This window comes from Tenacibaculum sp. Cn5-46 (genome assembly GCF_022347705.1).
Lineage (GTDB): Bacteria > Bacteroidota > Bacteroidia > Flavobacteriales > Flavobacteriaceae > Polaribacter > Polaribacter aiptasiae.
In genome coordinates this window covers 285,378-305,284 of sequence record NZ_JAKRGD010000004.1, presented here as the reverse complement: position 1 = coordinate 305,284, position 19,907 = coordinate 285,378, and the positions used below count along the sequence as shown (strand labels likewise).

Annotated in this window: 11 protein-coding genes; 9 read left to right on the top strand and 2 right to left on the bottom strand. The window is 30.8% G+C overall.

Annotated features, from left to right (window positions below; genetic code table 11):
- The first annotated feature begins 31 nt into the window (after nucleotides 1-31).
- From MHN29_RS10305 to MHN29_RS10265, 9 genes are all read left to right on the top strand, one after another.
- Nucleotides 32-3,004: a TonB-dependent receptor gene (locus MHN29_RS10305; protein ID WP_235274679.1), complete on the top strand. Its 2,973-nt coding sequence runs from the start codon at nucleotides 32-34 to the stop codon at nucleotides 3,002-3,004.
- A 12-nt stretch (nucleotides 3,005-3,016) separates the two neighbouring features.
- Nucleotides 3,017-4,558 carry a RagB/SusD family nutrient uptake outer membrane protein gene (locus MHN29_RS10300; protein ID WP_235274680.1) on the top strand — a complete coding sequence of 514 codons (1,542 nt, stop codon included), beginning with the start codon at nucleotides 3,017-3,019 and terminating at the stop codon, nucleotides 4,556-4,558.
- 90 nt (nucleotides 4,559-4,648) lie between these two features.
- The gene (locus tag MHN29_RS10295; RefSeq protein WP_235274681.1) at nucleotides 4,649-7,933 is read left to right on the top strand and encodes a VCBS repeat-containing protein; all 3,285 of its coding nucleotides are present in this window, start codon (nucleotides 4,649-4,651) and stop codon (nucleotides 7,931-7,933) included.
- A gap of 6 nt (nucleotides 7,934-7,939) precedes the next feature.
- Complete coding sequence (locus MHN29_RS10290) at nucleotides 7,940-9,529, top strand: solute:sodium symporter family transporter (protein ID WP_235274682.1); 1,590 nt, start codon at nucleotides 7,940-7,942, stop codon at nucleotides 9,527-9,529.
- A gap of 98 nt (nucleotides 9,530-9,627) precedes the next feature.
- The gene (locus MHN29_RS10285; protein ID WP_235274683.1) at nucleotides 9,628-10,653 is read left to right on the top strand and encodes an SMP-30/gluconolactonase/LRE family protein; all 1,026 of its coding nucleotides are present in this window, start codon (nucleotides 9,628-9,630) and stop codon (nucleotides 10,651-10,653) included.
- Between the two features lie 7 nt (nucleotides 10,654-10,660).
- A complete protein-coding gene (locus MHN29_RS10280; RefSeq protein ID WP_235274684.1) occupies nucleotides 10,661-12,904 on the top strand; it encodes a glycoside hydrolase family 3 N-terminal domain-containing protein in 2,244 nt (747 codons plus the stop codon).
- Between the two features lie 106 nt (nucleotides 12,905-13,010).
- Nucleotides 13,011-14,024 (top strand): LacI family DNA-binding transcriptional regulator, encoded by a 1,014-nt coding sequence (locus MHN29_RS10275; RefSeq protein ID WP_235274685.1) that lies wholly within the window; start codon nucleotides 13,011-13,013, stop codon nucleotides 14,022-14,024.
- A gap of 10 nt (nucleotides 14,025-14,034) precedes the next feature.
- A complete protein-coding gene (locus MHN29_RS10270; protein WP_235274686.1) occupies nucleotides 14,035-15,423 on the top strand; it encodes an MFS transporter in 1,389 nt (462 codons plus the stop codon).
- Complete coding sequence (locus MHN29_RS10265; protein WP_235274687.1) at nucleotides 15,404-16,588, top strand: AGE family epimerase/isomerase; 1,185 nt, start codon at nucleotides 15,404-15,406, stop codon at nucleotides 16,586-16,588. The genes MHN29_RS10270 and MHN29_RS10265 overlap by 20 nt, the downstream gene beginning before the upstream one ends.
- A gap of 6 nt (nucleotides 16,589-16,594) precedes the next feature.
- Here MHN29_RS10265 and MHN29_RS10260 read toward each other — a convergent pair whose 3' ends face one another.
- Complete coding sequence (locus tag MHN29_RS10260; RefSeq protein ID WP_235274688.1) at nucleotides 16,595-18,715, bottom strand: thioredoxin domain-containing protein; 2,121 nt, start codon at nucleotides 18,713-18,715, stop codon at nucleotides 16,595-16,597.
- 296 nt (nucleotides 18,716-19,011) lie between these two features.
- A complete protein-coding gene (gene lipA / locus MHN29_RS10255) occupies nucleotides 19,012-19,881 on the bottom strand; it encodes a lipoyl synthase (RefSeq protein ID WP_235274689.1) in 870 nt (289 codons plus the stop codon).
- Nucleotides 19,882-19,907: the final 26 nt, after the last annotated feature.

Sequence of the window (19,907 nt, the reverse complement as noted above, 5' to 3'; positions counted from 1 at the left end):
ATAACAGAAAAATATAATTTAATTATTAATTATGAAAAACAGTTTTTTTAGAAAGTTAATACTTTTATCTGCTTTTCTTCTAAGTGTTTACGGGTATTCACAAACCGTTAAAGGGGTTGTGACAGATAATTTAGGAGAGGTAGTAGGAGTAAATATTGTAGTAAAAGGTACAACTATAGGTGCAGTAACTGAAATGGATGGGTCTTATACAATAAATAATGTAAAGCCAGATGCAATCCTTGTTTTTAGTTTTGTTGGGTATAAAACAAAGGAAGTAAATGTAAATGGAAGAAAGATTATAAATGTTTTATTAGAAGAGGATTCTAACAATTTAGATGAAGTTGTAATTGTTGGTTATGGAGCAAAAAAGAAAAGTTTAGTTACTGGTGCTATCTCTAGTATAGATAGTAAAGAGATAAAAAGTGTTTCTAGTCAAAGAGTAGAGCAAGTTTTACAAGGTAGAACCTCAGGGGTTACAGTTGTAGCTTCATCAGGTTCACCAGGTTCTGGAGCAAAGATAAGAATTAGAGGTGCTGGTTCTAATGGTAATTCTGATCCATTATTTATCGTTGATGGAATGAAGGTGGCTAACTTAGATAATTTACCTCCAAGTGATATTGAAAATATTGAAGTCTTAAAAGATGCTGCTTCTTCAGCTATTTACGGAACAGAAGGTGCAAATGGAGTTGTAATTGTTACAACAAAAACAGGAAAAAAAGGAGGATTGAAAGTTAGTGTTAATTCTCAATTTGTTTCTCAAAGTGTAAGAACAGATATGAAGTTAATGAATGCTTCTCAATTTGTTACTTATATGAATGAAGCAGGTCAAACTGGTGTAGTAAATAATGGTTATGATACTAATTGGATTGATGAAACATTTGTTACAGCTCCAATGTATAGAAATGATGTAAGTTTATCTGGGGCAGGAGAGAAAGGATCGTATTATTTTTCTGCATCTAATTTGAATCAAAAAGGTATTGTAGGAAAAGATAATTCATCTTTTAAAAGAACGACCTTTAGGTTGAATCTTAAAGGAGAGTTAACAAACTGGTTGGAAGTTGGATTAAATGCTACGTATTCTATAACTGATAAAAATGGGATTACAGAGAACAGTGATACTAGAGGAGTTATACAAAACATGTTAATAATTGATCCTTTAACTCCTGTTACATATCCTAATGGGCAAGTGCCTCAAACAGTAATTGATAATGCTACAAATAATGGAGTACCATTATTACTAGATGCTAATGGTAATGTATATGGATATCCAAGTTTTTCTACAGGAGAGGTTGTAAATCCTGTGGCGTACTCTAATGTGATGAATAGTAATGTTACAGATGCAACTCAATTTTTAAATACTACCTATTTTAAGTTCAATATTTTAGAAGGTTTAACTTTTACAACTAGACTAGGATTAGAGCAAAATACATGGAGTACTGTAAATACTAATTATCCTTATTATGTTTCTTCAGAAGCTCAAAATACAACTTTAACTAGGTCAACAGCTGATGTTGAAAGCAACAGGTGGTTATGGGAAAATTTTGCAACTTATACTAAAGAAATTGAAGAACATAGTTTTACAGCTTTAGTAGGTTATTCGGCAGAGGATACTAAAACGACTACAAAGTTAGTCGATACTCAAGGAGTAAGTCCTTTTGTGCCAGTATACAGAAATAACTTAGTTTCTGCTTTTGGTAGATTGTCGTATGATTACTCAGGTAAGTATTTGTTAGAAGCATCATTTAGAAGTGATAGATCAGATAAGTTTCCTACAAAAAATAAAACAGCATTTTTTCCAGCTGTATCAAGTGGATGGGTAGTTTCTAAAGAGAATTTCTGGAATGAGGATTCAAAAATTGATTATTTAAAAGTAAGAGCAAGTTGGGGACAAAATGGTAGCTGGGGTAATTTACCAGGTAATACAGATAGAACTTTTATTACTCAATTCCATGGAGGAAACCCAATTAATTATTTAGGTTCTTTAGGTTCGCAAATTACAAGTTTTGCTAATGAAAACTTAGTATGGGAAACATCAGAACAATTAGATTTAGGAGTAGATTTAAAAGCTTTTAATAATAGAATGAACTTTTCAGTTGACTATTATGTTAAAACAACAAAAGATTTAATTGTAAATGATGGAAGTTTAATAACACCAGGTTCAGCAGGATTTGTTTTTAGTCCATTCAATGCAGGAACAATTGAAAATAAAGGTTTTGAATTTGAGCTAGGTTACGGAGATGAATCAGAAAGTGGTTTTAGATACGATGTAAATCTTAATTTATCTACTTTAAATAATGAAGTGACAGAAGTATTATTTGTACCAGAAGGAACTTCAATAGTTGGAGCAAGTGCGCCACAAAATAATGATGGGGTTACTCGATTTACAAAAGGATTGCCAGTATGGTATTTCTATGGATACAAAACTAATGGTATTGATCCAGCAACTGGGCAAATTAATTTAGTAGATACTAATGGTGATGGTTCAGTAAATAACGCTGATAAAACAATGATTGGTTCACCACATCCAGATGTATTGTATGGAGGTAATGTTAGTTTAGGGTACAAGAATTTCGATTTTAACGTACAGTTTCAAGGAACAATAGGAAATGATATTATGGCTACATATCATCAGCCATCAAGACCTATAACGAACAAACCAATACATTTTTACAATAATAGATGGACCCAAGCAGGAGATAACGCTTCTTTTCCAGCTGCGCAATACGCTAATACAGCATATGATACAGATTTAGTGGTTGAAGATGGATCGTATTTAAGAATTAAACAAATTCAATTAGGATATAGAGTTCCTAAATCTTTAACAGATAAATTACATCTTAACAATTTAAGAGTTTATGTGTCTTTAGATGATTATTTCACTTTTACTAATTATAAAGGTCTTGATCCAGAGATTGGAAACTTTGGAAATAATGATATTGGTGTAGATAGAGGTTATTATCCAACACCAGGAAAAGCATTGTTAGGACTATCATTAGATTTTTAATATTTATAAATTATGAAAAAACAATTTTTAACAGTTATAGCGATACTTTTAATAGGGGTGTTTGCTTGTGATAAAGATTTTACAGTAAATCCTCCACAAAATGTACAGGACTTAGAAACGTTCTTTTTAAAGGAGGAAAATGTTGAGTCTGCAGTGATAGGTATCTATGATTTAATGCAATACAATTATGGAAGAGATTGGCACAGTGCCTTTTTAGTAAAGTTGTTACCAGGGGATGATGCTAATGCAGCAGGAGGTAATTCTCAAGATCAACCACAATTACAAGATATAGATGATTTTACAAATGTTTCGTCTTCAAATGCATCAATATCAAGTGTGTGGGATTTGTTTTACAGAACAATAGCCTTGTCTAACTTAGTGATTGAAAATGTAAAAGATTCTAATTTAAGTAATAAGGATAGAGCATTGGCAGAAGCTAAATTTATGAGGGCATGGTGTTATTTTGAGTTAACTACAATGTTTGGAGATATTCCTTTACGTTTAACAGTACCAGCAACACCAGCAGAATTTGGAATTGGAAAATCTACAAGAGCAGAAATCTACACTCAGATAGAAGCAGACTTAACAGATGCAATAGCATCATTACCAGAAAAATCTGTGTTAGGAAACTCTTTTAGGGTTTCGAAAGGGGCAGCAGAAGCTTTAATGGGAAAAGTTTTAGTATTTCAAGATAAAAATTCAGAAGCTATACCGTTTTTTCAAAGTGTTATTTCAAATTCATCTCACGATTTAGAAGCATCGCCAAATGATATTTGGAGTATTGATAAAGAGTTTGGTAGAGAATCTTTATTAGAAATAGGATATGTTTCAACAACAGGAAGAGATTGGGGAAATATAGCTTGGGGAGGAAGAAACGAGAGTAACTTACACATTCAGTTAATGGGACCTAGAGGAGATGGTATTTTTGATGTTGCAGCGGTTAATTTATTAAATGGTTGGGGATTTAACTTACCAACTAAAAAATTAGCAGATGCTTTTACAACGGCAGGAGATACTAATAGAAAAGCGGCTACTTTAATGACAGAAGCTGAATTGATAGCAGCAGGAGGAAGTGTAGATCAATCGGCTGCTCCAGGAGGTGCTGTTTGGGATTATGAAGGCTCTATAAGAATAAAATATAGTACAAAATCTGAAGATACTAGTTCAGGTGGAGTAAAAGAATTGAATTATTCAACAAACTTTAGATTGTTCCGCTATGCAGAAGTTTTGTTACTAGCAGCTGAAGCATATAATAAAACCGGACAAGATGCTCAAGCAAGAATGGAATTAAATAAAGTGAGAACAAGAGCTGGGCTTCCAGATGTTGATCCAACTTTATCAGGAAACAATTTATTTGAAGCAATTGTTAATGAGAAGTTTTTAGAGTTAGCACATGAAGGTCAGCGTTTTTGGGATTTAGTACGGTGGGGTAAAGCAGCAACTGAACTAGTAGGTACAGGATATGCTCCTAAAAACGATTTATTTCCAATACCAATTACAGAAATTGATAAGAACTCTAAGTTAACGAGTGCTGATCAAAACCCAGGATATTAAAAAAAACTTTGTTTTATTATTGACTTAACTAGGTAGTTAGTTGTTAAAAAAGCAATTAACTATCTAGTTTATTTAGTCTTCGTTAAGTATATGAGATTTCCCTTTTTAATCATAATTGTAATATTATTTATAGCGTGTACTAATCAAAAAAGTACTAAAAAAAACGACCTGTTGTTCAATGAGTTAAAATCCAATACAACAGGTATTCGTTTTGAAAATAATTTAACAGAAACAGATTCTTTAAATTACTTTAAATATACCTCTATTTATATGGGTGGAGGTGTTGCTGCTGGTGATATAAATAATGATGGATTAGTAGATTTATTCTTTACAGGAAACCAAGTTATAAACAGATTATACTTAAATAAGGGTAACTTTTCTTTTGAAGATATCTCAGAGAAAGCCAAAATTGAAGGCGGTTCAAAATGGTATACAGGAGTCACAATGACCGATGTAAATGCAGATGGTTACTTAGATATTTACTGTTCAGTTTCAGGCAAAAATGGAGATAAGAGAAATGAATTGTATATAAATAACAGAGATAATACATTCACAGAAAAAGCAAAAGAATATCAAATTGATGCATTAGGGAATTCAGTACAAGCAACTTTTTTTGATTTTGATAATGATGGAGATTTAGATTTGTATGTGGTAAATTACCCAATTGCTCATCCAACTACTTCAAATGCAATATATGACCATAGAATGAAAAATGTTTCAGATGAAGAAACAGATAAGTTATATAGAAACGACGGAGATTATTTTACTGATGTTACAGAGATATCTGGAGTGAAAAATTATAGTTTTTCATTAGGAGTCGTAGCAGCAGACTTAAACAATGATGGTTGGCAAGATTTATATGTGTCGAATGATTACAGTATTCCAGATTTTTTATACATAAACAATCAAGATGGAACATTTAAAGAGGTGATAAAAGAAGCAACTTCTCAAACTTCTTTTTATGGGATGGGGATTGATATTGCTGATATCAATAATGATGAGTTATTAGATGTATTTCAAGTTGATATGGAATCGAATAATAATCGACGACAAAAAGCCAATATGGCAAGTATGAATCCTCGATTATTTTATGAAACTGTGCTTTACGGATTCCATTATCAATATATGCATAACTGCTTACAATTAAATGTTGGAAGTATAGAAAATAATGTTCCAAAATTCTCAAACATATCTAGGATTTCAGGAACTTCATCTACAGATTGGAGTTGGGGACCTATGTTTGCCGATTTTGATAATGATGGCTTTAAAGATTTGTATATAACCAATGGAACAAGAAGAGAGGTAAATAATAAAGATTTTTTTAAGAAAATAGATGGAGAAGAGTATAGTCAATATTCATTATTAGAGAAAACAAAAATGATTCCTTCTGAAAAAATTGACAATTTTATGTTTAAAAATGTTAATGGAATTCAGTTTGAAAGAGTAAATAAAAAATGGGGAATAGAGCATAAAGGGTTTTCAAATGGTTGGATTTATGCTGATCTTGATAATGATGGAGATTTAGATGTGGTTATCAATAACCTTGATGAAGTTGCAAGTGTATTTGAAAACAAAGGAAGTGATAAAAATTATTTAAGTGTTTCTTTTAAAGGAACTCAAAAAAATCTTTTTGGATTAGGGGCTAAAGTTTATACTTACGTTGGAAAAAATGTACAAAAACAAGAATTAACTTTAACAAGAGGTTTTCAGTCATCAGTAGCACCAAAACTACATTTCGGTTTAGGAGATACTAAAAAAATAGATAGTTTAAAAGTAGTTTGGTCTATTGGAAAAGAGGAAATTCTTAAAGGAGTAAAAACGAATCAATCAATAGTTTTAGAGTATGCTAATGCGGAGAAAGTAAAAGATAGAATTTTAGCAAAAAAGAAAATATTCTCAAATGAAAATTCCAAATTAATAGGCTATAAATCTGTAGAAAATGATATAAACGATTTTGATAAACAAGTTTTGTTACCACACAAAATGTCAACCTTAGGACCAGCTGTAGCAGTAGCCGATGTAAATAATGATGGTTTAGAGGATTGTTTTGTAGGAGGCGCTTTTGGAAACGAAGGGAAATTGTTTATTCAAAAGAAAGAAGGCTTTTATGAAAAACAAAATTTAGAAATAACAAAAGACAAGTTATCAGAAGATTTAGGGGCGTTATTTTTTGATGCAGATAATGATGGAGATCAGGATTTATATGTGGTTAGTGGAGGATATGAATATGCGGAAAAATCAACAATGCTACAAGATAGATTATATGTAAATGATGGAAAGGGTAATTTTCAGAAAGAAAAAAAAGCGTTGCCACAACTGCAAAATAGTGGTTCAAGAGCTTATAAATTAGATTTTAATAAAGATGGTAAACAAGATGTTTTGGTTTTAGGAAGGCAAATTCCAGGAAAGTACCCGTTACCAGCATCAAGTACTTTATTAGAAAATGCTTCGGATGAAAAATCTATAAAATTCAATAATGTAACAAGTTCAAAAATACCGCTACTTAAGGACTTAGGAATGGCAACATCAGCAGTTATTACTGATATAAATAATGATGGATGGGAAGATATTATAATTGTAGGAGAATGGATGTCAATAAAAGTGTTTGTAAATCATAAAGGAAAATTTGAAGAAGTTTCAGAAAAATATGGACTAACTAAAAATACCACAGGTTGGTGGTGGAGTATAAATCAAGGAGATTTTGATAATGATGGAGATATGGATTACATCGTTGGAAATAACGGTTTAAACTATAAATATAAAGCTACAGAAAAAGAAACATTTGATATTTATGTAAACGACTTTGATAAAAACAATGAAAATGATATTGTATTGAGCTACTATAATGAAGGAAAGCAATACCCAGTTAGAGGAAAGCAATGTTCGTCTCAACAAATTCCATCGCTAAAGAGCAAGTTTAAAAATTACAATGAATTTTCAACAGCTACTCTGGTGGATGTTTATGGAAGTAAGAATTTAGAAAACTCATTGCATTATCAAGTAAGTTCATTTGCAAGTATCTATTTGGAAAATAAAGAAGGTAAATTAATTGTACATGAATTACCAATCGAAGCTCAATTTTCAAGTGTTAATCAAATAATAGTAAATGATTTTAACAACGATGGGGATTTAGACGCAGTAGTGGCAGGAAATTTATACAATTCAGAAGTAGAAACACCAAGAAATGATGGAAGCTATGGAGTGTTTTTAGAAGGGGATGGGAAAGGAAAATTCAAATCAATTCCATCAATGAATAGTGGGTTTTTTACAGAAGGAGATGTAAAAGATTTGGTACCAATTACAGTGGGTAATCAAAAGTATATCATTTCAGTAAAAAATAACGATTACCTACAGTTTATAAAAATTAATAATTAAAAGAATATGTTAAGTATAATCTCCTTTATTGGATTTACGGTTTTAGTAGCAGTTATAGCTTATTTGTCAACTAGAAAAACAAATGAACAATCTTCAGAAGGATATTTTTTAGGAGGAAGAAGTTTAACAGCTACAGTTATAGCAGGGTCGTTATTATTAACAAACTTATCTACTGAGCAATTAGTAGGTTTAAATGGACAAGCCTTTAAAGAAGGGATATTGGTAATGGCTTGGGAAACCTTGGCGGCAATAGCAATGGTAATTACAGCAGTGTTTTTGTTGCCTAGGTATTTAAAAGGAGGTTTAACAACGGTGCCAACTTTTTTAGAAAGACGGTATGATAAAATAACAAAATCGATAGCATCAGGGTTGTTCTTATCAGGTTATGTTGTAGTTTTTTTACCTATAGTATTATACTCAGGATCGTTGGCAATAAGTACAATGTTTAATGTACCAGATTTATTGGGAGTATCAAAAGAAATAGCTTTATGGATATGTATATTTTCAATAGGAATAATTGGGTCTATTTATGCAATTTTTGGAGGTTTAAAAGCGGTAGCAGTATCAGATACAATTAATGCAGTTGGGCTTATAATAGGAGGTTTGTTGATTCCAGTTTTTGGTTTGATAGAAGTTGGAGGAGGGAGCTTTTTAGAAGGGATAACTATTTTAACAACTACACATACAGAAAAATTAAATTCAATAGGAGGAAGTGGTTCTTCGATACCATTTGCAACTATTTTCACAGGTATGATGTTGGTGCAATTGTTTTATTGGGGAACTAATCAGGCTATTATACAAAGAGCTCTAGGTGCAAAAAATTTAAAGGAAGGTCAAAAAGGATTATTATTAGCTTCATTCTTTAAAATTTTAGGGCCAATCATAGTGGTGTTGCCAGGGATTATAGCGTTTCATCTTTTTGGAGAATCATTAATAAACCCAGATGAAGCTTATCCAAAGTTAGTAACTAAGGTTTTACCATTGTCATTTGTAGGTTTTTTTGCAGCTGTATTGTTCGGGGCAATACTAAGTTCGTTTAACAGTGCGCTAAATAGTTCGGTAACACTTTTCGGAATAGATATTTATAAAGAATATATAAATAAAGAGGCGAGTGAAAAACAGGTGGTACTAGCAGGTAAAAAATTCGGAATTGTATTGGCAGTATTATCAATGTTTGTTGCGCCTTTTATTGCTAATGCGCCAGATGGTTTGTTTGGTTATTTGCAAGAAGTAAATGGTTGTTATAGTATACCTATTTTAACAATAATTGTTGTTGGATATTTAACTAAAAAAGTACCAGCTATAGCAGCAAAGGTTGCCATAATATCAGGGGTTGTATTGTATGTGATTAGTCAATTCTATTTAAAACCTTATGTTTTTGGAGAAGAAAATTACCCTCACTTTTTACATGTCATGGCAATACTATTTGTATTGAATGTGCTAATAATGTTATTAATAGGTAAACTATATCCAAGAGATAAAGATTATATCCAAGAATTCACAAAAGAAGTAGATATCACACCTTGGAAGCATGTAAAATTAGTAGGGATATTAATATGTGTTATTGTGATAGCAACATTTTTATACTTCTCGTAGATAAAATATATACTTAATAAATGTTGTTGTTTAATTGCTTGTTTTTAAAGAACAGGAAAGGGAGTTATACATTTATTTTGAAATAAAACTCATTAAGAATGATGTTGAATAGATTAAAAGAAAGAAAAATAACGGTGCTTATAAATATACTATTGTTAGTGATGGGGTTTATGGTTTTAGAAGCATGTAAGGTGAAAAATCATTCGGTTGAAGCAGTTTTAGAATATCAAACTCCTGCAAAATTAGGAGAAGGGGCGTTTTGGGATTATAAGAAGAAAAATTTCATTTGGATAGATATAGAAAAAAAGAGATTACACATATATAACCCATTGAATAAAGAGAATAGGACAATAACAATGCCGTCAAAAATTGGAACAGTTGTTCCTTCAGAAACAGGAGAGGAAGTAGTGGTAGCTTTAGAAGATGGGATTTATGTAGTGAACATTAATACTGAAAAAATCTCTCTTTTATCAGATGTTGAAGCTTTAATTAAAGAGAATAGATTTAACGATGGGAAATGTGATCCAAGTGGAAATTTATGGGTAGGGTCAATGAATTTAAAGCAAACAAAATCTAGTGGTAAGTTATATAAAGTAGGTAATCAAGGAAAAACAACAACGATGTTAGAAAACATAACAATTTCTAATGGAATTGTATGGACTAAAAAGGGAGATATAATGTATTACATAGATACTCCAACAGGAAATATTAGAGCTTTTGATTTTGATTTGAAAACCAATACAATTTCAAATGAAAGAATAGTAGTAAAGGTTAATCAAAAAGATGGTTTTCCAGATGGAATGACTATAGATGAAAATGATATGTTGTGGGTAGGAATGTGGAATGGAAATGCAGTAGCTCAATATAATCCTAAAACAGGAAAATTGGTTTCTAAAATAAAAGTGCCAGCTCATAATGTAACTTCTTGTGCGTTTGGAGGAGAAAACTTAGATAAACTATATATAACAACAGCAAGTGTTGATATGACAAAAGAAGAAAAAGAAAAATATCCATTAGCAGGCTCTGTGTTTGTTGCTATTCCAGGTATAAAAGGGGTGAGGTCAAGCTATTTTAAAACTCCAGTTTATAATAAAGAAAAGTTAGTTGTAGAACAAATAAAGTAAAAACAATATGCGCGCAATATTTATTTTTTTATTAGGAACTATAATGTTTTTCGCAATAGGTTGTGAAAAGGATAAAAAAGAGAATGTCCCAATAGAATCTAAAGTACAAGAACTTTTGTCTAAAATGACATTAGAAGAAAAAATAGGGCAGTTAAATCTTAGAGGAACTTCTAGTAGAGTAAAAGGAACATTGCCAGAGTCATTGAAAAAAGATGTTAGAGAAGGAAGAATAGGAGCTTTCTTAAATGTGATGAATAAAAAGTATGTAGATGAATTACAAAGAATTGCTGTAGAAGAAAGTCCTAATAAGATACCGTTAATTTTTTCAAGGGATGTAATTCATGGTTTTAAAACAATTTTTCCAATTCCTTTGGGGGTAGCTGCGTCTTGGGATCAAGAAGTAGCTAAGAATTCTTCTAGGGTAGCAGCAATTGAAGCTTCTACATTTGGAGTAAGATGGACTTTTGCACCAATGTTAGATATAGCTAGAGATGCAAGATGGGGAAGAGTAGCGGAATCGCCAGGAGAAGACCCGTATTTGGCAAAACAAATGGCAAAAGCATATGTAGAAGGGTTTCAAGGAGATAGTTTATCGGATCCAACAAGTTTAATTGCATGTGCAAAACATTTTATAGGATATGGAGCAGCAATAGGTGGTAGAGATTATAATACAGCGATTATTAGTAAAGAACAATTATATAATACTTATTTACCACCATTTCAATCAGCTTTTGAATCGGGAGTTCAAACTGTAATGACTTCATTTAACGAAGTGAATGGAATACCAGCATCAGGGGATAAAGAATTATTGTCAGACATTTTAAGAAAGCAATTAAAATTTGATGGTTTTGTGGTTAGCGATTGGAATTCGATTACAGAAATGATAGCTCATGGTTATGCAGAAGATGAAAAGAAAGCAGCAGAAAAGGCTATTAATGCTAGATTGAATATGGAAATGACAAGTAAGTCTTATGAGGATAATGTAAAAGAACTATTAAAAGAAAAAAAGTTATCAATAAATCAAATAAACAAATTGGTAGCAGATATTTTAAGAGTGAAAATAAGGATGGGGTTATTTGAGAATCCATATAGGAACAAAACAGGAAAACTTTATGATGTTAAACACTTAGAGTTAGCAAAAGAAGCAGCTATAAAAAGTTCAGTGTTATTAAAAAATGAAAACAATATTCTCCCTTTAGATAAAAATACGAAAATACTTATAGTTGGACCTTTAGCAGATAAACCTAGGGAACAATTAGGAACTTGGACTTTTGATGGAGATAAGAATTATACTGTAACACCGGTAATGTCTTTTAAAAACCATAATGCAAATTTTGAGTTTATAGAAGGTTTAACTTATAGTAGAGATACAAGTAAAAAACAATTTAGAGAAGTGATGTCTAAAGTTAAAAAAGCAGATGTTATTTTGTTTATAGGAGGAGAAGAAGCAATATTATCAGGAGAGGCACATAGTAGAGCGAATATAAATTTACCAGGAGTGCAAGAAGAGTTAATAAAAGAGTTATCAAAGCTTAAAAAACCGATAATATTAACAATTATGGCAGGTCGTCCAATAACTCTACAAAACATAAAAAATAAAGTTGATGGTATTTTAATGACATGGCATCCTGGAACTATGGGAGGAGATGCTATTTATGAAATGGTTTATGGAGTGGAAGAGCCCAAAGGAAGATTGCCAATAACGTGGCCAAAAATGGCTGGACAATTACCATTGTATTACAATCATAAGAATACAGGTAGACCAGCAAGTGCTAAAGAGTTTGTGCACATAGATAGCATACCAATTGGTGTATGGCAAAGCTCTTTAGGAAATACTTCTCATTATTTAGATGCGGGTTACAAATCTGAATATCCTTTTGGTTTTGGATTGGGGTATACAACGTTTAAATACTCAAACTTAACACTATCAACAAATAAATTAACAGATAATGGAAGTATAACCGCTTCAATTGATATTACCAATACAGGAAAGAGAATGGGGAGTGAGTTAGTTCAGTTGTATATTCAAGATGTGGTAGGAAGTATTACAAGACCAGTAAAAGAATTAAAAGGATATAAAAGAATAAGTTTAAAACCCCATGAAAAGAAAAAGGTAAGTTTTAAAATAAAACTCCAAGATTTAAAATATTATAACAACCAATTAGAATATGGAGTTGAGAAAGGTAAATTCAATGTTTGGATAGGAGCAAGTTCTGTTTCAAAAGAAAAGCTGGAGTTTATCTATGAGTAATAATTAGTTATAGAATTTTACTTTATAAGTTAAGAATGGATTATGAATAGTGATAGTTTGTCGTTTACAATAGTCAGTTTAATTTCATTAGTTTTATAGAAAAAAAATGATAACACTTAAAGATATAGCCAAAGAGCTAAATATTTCTGTATCTACAGTATCAAAAGCACTAAATAATAGCTATGAAATTAGTCAAGCAACAATTGAAAAAGTACAAAAATTAGCTAAGGAATATAATTACAAGCCTAATAAAGCAGCGTTAAGCTTGAAGAAAAGTAAGACGAAAACTATAGGTGTTATTATTCCAGATATTCTAAATCATTTTTTTGCAAAGTCTTTACATGGAATTGAAAAAGAGGCTTCAATATTAGGGTATAGTATCATTACTTGTATATCAAATGAATTATATAAAAATGAAAAAAAGAATATAGAGCTTTTGGCTAATGGAAGTGTGGATGGTTACATTATTTCGGTAGCAGAAGAAACACAAAGAAAGGATGAAGTAGAGCATTTTAAAGCTATTTTAAGGCAACAATTACCAATTGTGATGTTCGATAGGATGATAGAGAATGTAAATTGTGATAAGGTAATTATAGATGATTTTGGAGCTGCCTATAAAGCAACAAATCAATTCTTAAAAGAAGGGAGAAGAAAAGTGGCTTTGCTAAGTACACTTGAAGGTTTAAATGTTGGGAAGCTTAGAACAGATGGTTACCTAAAAGCAATTACAGAAAGTAAGACGTATAAAGAAAAACCAATAATAGTAAATATAGATACTACTGTTGATTTAGAAGAACAAGTGAGTAAAGTATTTGAAGAGTATGATGGAGTAGATGGAATTTTAGCTATTGATAATACATTAGGAGTGATAGCAATAAATAAGGCAAAAGATTTTGGGTGTAAATTCCCAGATGATATTTCAATAATAGGATTTTCAGATAAGAATGTATTACCATTTTGTAATCCAAAATTATCAACGGTAACACAGCATTCAGAAGAAATTGGGAAAAATGCTGTTCGTATGATTATTGAAAGAATAGAAGGGAAAGCTCCAGTAGAAAGAATAACAAAAGTTATAAATACGAGTATAGAACTTAGAGAAACAACAAAAAATAGATAAAACAAAATATATGTCAACCGAAAATAAATTATCAATAAAAGAAAAAATAGGATATGCTTTAGGGGATACAGCAGCTAATATTGCTTGGCGAACCATAGGTCCCTTTTTACCTATTTTTTATACCGATGTTTTCGGTTTGGGTACGGCAGCTGTAGCTATGTTATTATTTGTAATTCGTTTAGGAGATGGAGTTACTGATTTAATAATGGGAAATATTGCCGATAGAACTAAAACAAAATGGGGGAAATTTAGACCCTGGTTAATATGGACAGCATTACCATTTGGAGTAGCTTTAATATTACAGTTTACAACGCCAGATTTAAGTTTGTCGGGAAAGCTAATTTGGGCATATGCAACTTCTATTTTTTATACTTTAATGTACACGGCTAATAATGTTCCATATTCAGCTTTAATGGGAGTTATGACTTCTAATATAAAAGAAAGAACAGTTCTGTCATCGTATCGTTTCTTTGGAGCGTACTTGGGAGGAGTAATAGCTACAATTGGTGTTATTTCATTGGTAGATTTTTTAGGAGAAGGAAATAAAAACTTAGGATATCAATATACTATGTATGTGTTAGCGTTTATATTGGCTATTTTCTCAGTAATTACGTTTTTAACTACAAGAGAACGAGTACCGATTATAAATAGTGAATCGAATGTAAAGCAAGATTATAAAGATTTAATGACCAATAAAGCATGGTTAATTTTATTGTTTTTAGGTTTTGTTTTTGTAACATATAATGTAATAAAACAAAGTGCAACAATGTATTATTTTACACATTATGTACAAGATAAAACAAATTTTTTTGGAACTCTTTCGAGATGGGGAGGAGAAAATGGATTAGCTGGGTTATACTTACTTTCGTTATTGGTAATATCTATGATTTCTACATTGTTTGCTCCATATTTATCGAAAAAAATAGGGAAAAAGAGACTTTTTATTTTAAGTGTCTTGCTTTCGTCAATTACTGCAGGAGCTATCTATTGGTTAGAGCCAAATCAAGTCGGGAATATATTTTTATTTGGTATAATTTCAGAGTTTGGAGCAGGATTAATGCCTATACTTTTCTTTGCTATGTTGGGTGATTCAGCCGATTATTCAGAATATAAAAATGGAAGAAGAGCTACCGGTTTAATTTACTCGGCAGGTACATTTGCAATGAAATTTGGAGGAGGGGTAGCTGGAGCAATAACTTTAGCTATTTTAAATATGTATAATTATGAAGGGGATGTAGCTATTAAAACTGCGGAAATGCTTGAAGGGATAAAATTAAATATGAGTTTAGTTCCAGCATTGTTTGTGTTGTTAGCTGTAGTGGCTTTACTTTTTTATCCATTAACAACTAAAAAAATGAAAGAAGTTGAGCAGGTGTTAAATGAACAAAGGAATTTATAAACAGATGGTAGAAGTTGTAGATAATTCTATTAAAAGAAGGCTTCAAGTTGAAATAAGAAAAGAATTACAAAATGTATTAGATTATTGGAAAACGAATACTATAGATAATTTAGAAGGAGGTTTTTTTGGTAGAGTTGATAGTAAGGGAAATGTAGTGCCAAAAGCACCCAAGGGAATTATATTGAACGCTAGAACTTTGTGGAGTTTTTCAGCAGTTTGTAATCAAGAGGTGATAGAAGATAATGAAGCATTTGCTAATAGAGCTTATCAATACTTAAAGTACTTTTTTAAAGATAAAGAAACATCAGCTGTATATTGGGAGTTATATTATAACGGAAAACCAATAGATAAAACAAAAAATACAATAGCTCAAGCATATACTATTTTAGGATTATCAGAATATTATAAATTATCAAAAAAAGAAGAAGTAAAAACTTGGGCGGTAAATTTGTTTGAGTTTGTAGAGAAAGAGTTGAAGTCTTCTGATGGAAGTTATTTGAATGAAGAGTTTAAAGAAGGAGTTCAAGATAAGGTTAAGAAGTTAGGGACTTATTTGCATTTGTTAGAAGGTTATAGTGCTTTATATAAAGTGTATGATAATGATGAATTAGGAAAAAGAATAACATATTTATTAGAAACAATTGTAAACAAATTTTGGAAAAACGATAAGTATTTAGTTTTAGAGTTTGATGAACAATGGGTTAATATAAGTAAAACAATTTCTTTTGGACACAATGCAGAGGTTCCATGGATGTTGCTAGATATAGCGAGGTCTCTTGGTTATAAAAAATATGAAGAAATTATTGTTGAAAAAATGAAGCATAGTATTGCTAATTTTCTAAATGAAGCAGTAACGTTTGATGGAGCTGTGTTAACAGGAAAAAATATAGCTTCTAAAGAATTAGATGTTGAATTGAATTGGTGGGTACAAACAGAGGCTATGCTTGCTTTTGATACTTTATATAAAGAAACTAAAAAAGAAGAATATTTAATTAGCTTGAATAAAGTATGGTACTTTGTGAAAGATAATTTTATTGATAATGATAATGGGGAATGGCATTCAAAAATAACAGGGAATTGGGAAAGATCAGAACATAAAGTAGCTATGTGGAAAACTCCATATCATATAGTTAGGATGTGTTTGAATGTGGTGTCTGATATTTAATGTTATTTAATTTTTCAATTGATTTATTGCCTTTTTTACATCACTAGTAGGTAATTTACAAGCTTTATTAATACAAACGTATATGTATGTTTCTTTAGAAGAAAACCTGTTTTTTAATAAAGGCAAATCACTTTCTTTAAGGCTACCAGTAACTAACTTATTTGGTAAATAAACTTTATTTAATAGAGTAGATTTTTCAAGAGCTTTATTTCCTGAGATAGCAACTTCATAAAAAGGGTAGGTATAATTTAAATATAGAGAAAGCCAATTTGCATGAGAAGAAGGGAAGTTATTCATTTCTGGACTAATGTTGTGTAGCATTTGCTTGCTAACTTTTAGGTACTCTTCATTTTCATAAAAATGACTTAATAAAAATAAGTTCTTAGCCATGATTGAATTAGAAGAAGCAATAACATTATCGTCAGTTTCAATCTTTTTAGTGATTAATTCTTTTTCTAGATTAGAAGTATAATAAAAGAAATTACTTTTTTCATCGTAAAAATGATCAAAAACATAGTCAGTAAGCTTCTTTGATAGTGATAGCCATTGAGAATCGAATGTAACTTGATATAGGCTTAAATAGGCGTTAATTAGGGTAGCGTAATCTTCTAAATAAGCATTAATACTTGCTTTACCATTTTTGTAATTTCTGAAAATTTCACCATTTTGTTCAATTAAATTTTCTTTAATAAAATTGGCATTTCTTAGAGCAATATTTAAAAAATGAGAATCATCAAAAGCTTTGTAAGCATCAACATAACCTTTTAAAGTTAAAGCATTCCAAGAAGTAAGGATTTTGTCATCTAATCTAGGTTTGTTTTTTTTGCTTCTATGTTTTGTTAATACTGAACGCCATTGCGCTACTTTATTGTTTAGTTTGTCTAATGGTATTTTATGTTTTTTAGAAAACTCTTCATTGGTAAACTTTCTTATGAAATGATATTTTTCTTCTTCCCATAATCCATATGAGTTTATTCCAAAATAATTTGAAAATAAATCAAAATCATCTTTAGGGATAATTGAAGTAAGTTCGTTTTTATTCCATACATAATAAGCTCCTTCTTCAAGTTTATCATGTTCGTTACTACTATCTGCATCTAGAGATGAATAAAAACCACCACTTTTGTCCATTAATTCTTTTTCTATAAAGTTTAGTGTTTGATACACAGTTTCCTTGTAAAGAGGCTTTTGTGTAGCTGTATAAGCATTAGAATATAGACTAACTAGCTGACCATTGTCATAGAGCATTTTTTCAAAATGAGGAATGTGCCATTTTTTATCAGTGGAGTATCTAGAGAAACCACCTTCACTTTGATCAAAAATACCACCTAAAGCCATTTTAGTTAGAGTAGTATTAACATGAGATAAAAGTTCTTCGTTTTTTGTGAGATATGCGTATTGTAATAGAAACTCATAATTAACAGGCATTGGAAATTTAGGAGAGCTATCAATACCACCAAAAGAATTATCGAAGTGCTTGATCCAGTTATCTAAAGAATTTTTTAAATAAGATTTGTTGAAGTCTTGCTCTTTGTTATTAATAGAAATTAAAGAATTTTCTTTAATGCCTTCTGTTAGTTTTTCAGCGTAATTAATTAGTTCTTGAGGTTCTTTTGTGTATAGAGAAGAAATTTGGTTAAGAACATTAATCCATTGGTCTTTTGGAAAGTAAGTTCCACCAAAAACAGGTTGCCCATTAGGTAGAGCTATACAGTTTAATGGCCATCCGCCACTTCCAGTCATAAGCTGTACAGCTGTCATGTAAATTTTATCAATATCAGGACGTTCTTCTCTGTCAATTTTTACATTGATAAAATTGTTGTTCATTAATTTAGCAACTTCATCATTTTCAAAAGATTCTTTTTCCATAACATGACACCAATGACAAGAAGAGTATCCTATGGAAATTAATAAAAGTTTGTTTTCTTTTTTAGCAAGTTCTAATGTTTTTTCATTCCAAGGATACCAGTTTACAGGGTTGTGTGCATGTTGTAATAAGTACGGGCTTGTTTCGTGAATTAAGCTATTGGTGTATTTATGTTTTTTAGTATCATTTTTTGTTGAGGTATTTTTACATGATAAGATGAAAAAAATAATACTGCAGAATAAGATCTTTTTTAAAAACATATTAAATAAGGTTGTAACCAAAAATAATAAATTTTTATGGGATAAAATTCAAAAGCCCACTCATATGAGCGGGCTTTTGTTAATCAACTAATTCAAATAATTTACACAATGAAAACAATGTTACTTGTCTACGAATTATTGCTTTCAAATTCTGTGCCAAAATTACGAATTACTTATATGTTTTTAAAAGCGTTATTTGAGAATTCACAATTTTTTAACGATATATAGTCTTTGTGTTAACAAATGTATAAGTAAACTGTTAATTTTAACAATTTATTAATAAAATGACTTTTTGATTAACTAGCATGCTTATGTGCTTTGTAAGAAGATCTAACTAAAGCGCCACTTTCTACATACATAAAGCCCATTTCTAAACCTAAAGTTTCATATTTTTTAAATTGATCAGGAGTAATAAACTGCTTAACTGGTAAGTGCTTTTTACTTGGTTGTAAATACTGACCAATTGTAATAATATCTAACCCAACACCACGCAAATCTTTCATCGTTTGAATAACTTCTTCTTCAGTTTCTCCTAAACCTAGCATAATTCCAGATTTAGTACGCATACCGTTGTCTTTCAAATATTTCAAAACAGCTAAGCTTCTATCATATTTAGCTTGTATACGAACTTCACGAGTTAATCTACGAACAGTTTCCATATTGTGAGAAACTACCTCAGGAGCTACCTCTATAATTCTATCAAGTAATTTTTCATTTCCTTGAAAATCTGGTATTAAGGTTTCTAAAGTAGTATTAGGGTTTGCTCTTCTAACAGCATTTACTGTTTCAGCCCAAATGATAGATCCACCATCTTTTAAATCATCTCTATCTACTGAAGTTAATACAGCATGCTTAATACTCATTAATTTAATTGAGCGAGCAACTTTTTCAGGCTCGTCCCATTCAACAGTTTCTGGTCTACCGGTTTTTACACCACAAAAACCACAAGAACGAGTACAAATATTTCCTAAAATCATAAAAGTAGCAGTTCCTTCTCCCCAACATTCTCCCATATTAGGGCAACTACCACTAGTACAAATAGTGTTTAATTTGTATTTATCTACTAAACCTCTAAGTTCCGTATATTTTTTACCAACGGGTAACTTTACGCGTAACCATTTTGGTTTTTTTGTTCTTTCAGGTAATACTACAGATTTGTTTTCCATTTTATAAAAAAATTGAACTGCAAATT

Excerpts from the sequence above, each read along its gene's own strand:
- MHN29_RS10260 (WP_235274688.1), bottom strand. The coding sequence starts at position 18,715 with ATGTTTTTAAAAAAGATCTTATTCTGCAGTATTATTTTTTTCATCTTA.
- MHN29_RS10275 (WP_235274685.1), top strand. The coding sequence starts at position 13,011 with ATGATAACACTTAAAGATATAGCCAAAGAGCTAAATATTTCTGTATCT.
- MHN29_RS10295 (WP_235274681.1), top strand. The coding sequence starts at position 4,649 with ATGAGATTTCCCTTTTTAATCATAATTGTAATATTATTTATAGCGTGT.
- MHN29_RS10305 (WP_235274679.1), top strand. The coding sequence starts at position 32 with ATGAAAAACAGTTTTTTTAGAAAGTTAATACTTTTATCTGCTTTTCTT.
- MHN29_RS10280 (WP_235274684.1), top strand. The coding sequence starts at position 10,661 with ATGCGCGCAATATTTATTTTTTTATTAGGAACTATAATGTTTTTCGCA.
- MHN29_RS10290 (WP_235274682.1), top strand. The coding sequence starts at position 7,940 with ATGTTAAGTATAATCTCCTTTATTGGATTTACGGTTTTAGTAGCAGTT.
- MHN29_RS10285 (WP_235274683.1), top strand. The coding sequence starts at position 9,628 with ATGATGTTGAATAGATTAAAAGAAAGAAAAATAACGGTGCTTATAAAT.
- MHN29_RS10270 (WP_235274686.1), top strand. The coding sequence starts at position 14,035 with ATGTCAACCGAAAATAAATTATCAATAAAAGAAAAAATAGGATATGCT.
- lipA (WP_235274689.1), bottom strand. The coding sequence starts at position 19,881 with ATGGAAAACAAATCTGTAGTATTACCTGAAAGAACAAAAAAACCAAAA.
- MHN29_RS10265 (WP_235274687.1), top strand. The coding sequence starts at position 15,404 with ATGAACAAAGGAATTTATAAACAGATGGTAGAAGTTGTAGATAATTCT.
- MHN29_RS10300 (WP_235274680.1), top strand. The coding sequence starts at position 3,017 with ATGAAAAAACAATTTTTAACAGTTATAGCGATACTTTTAATAGGGGTG.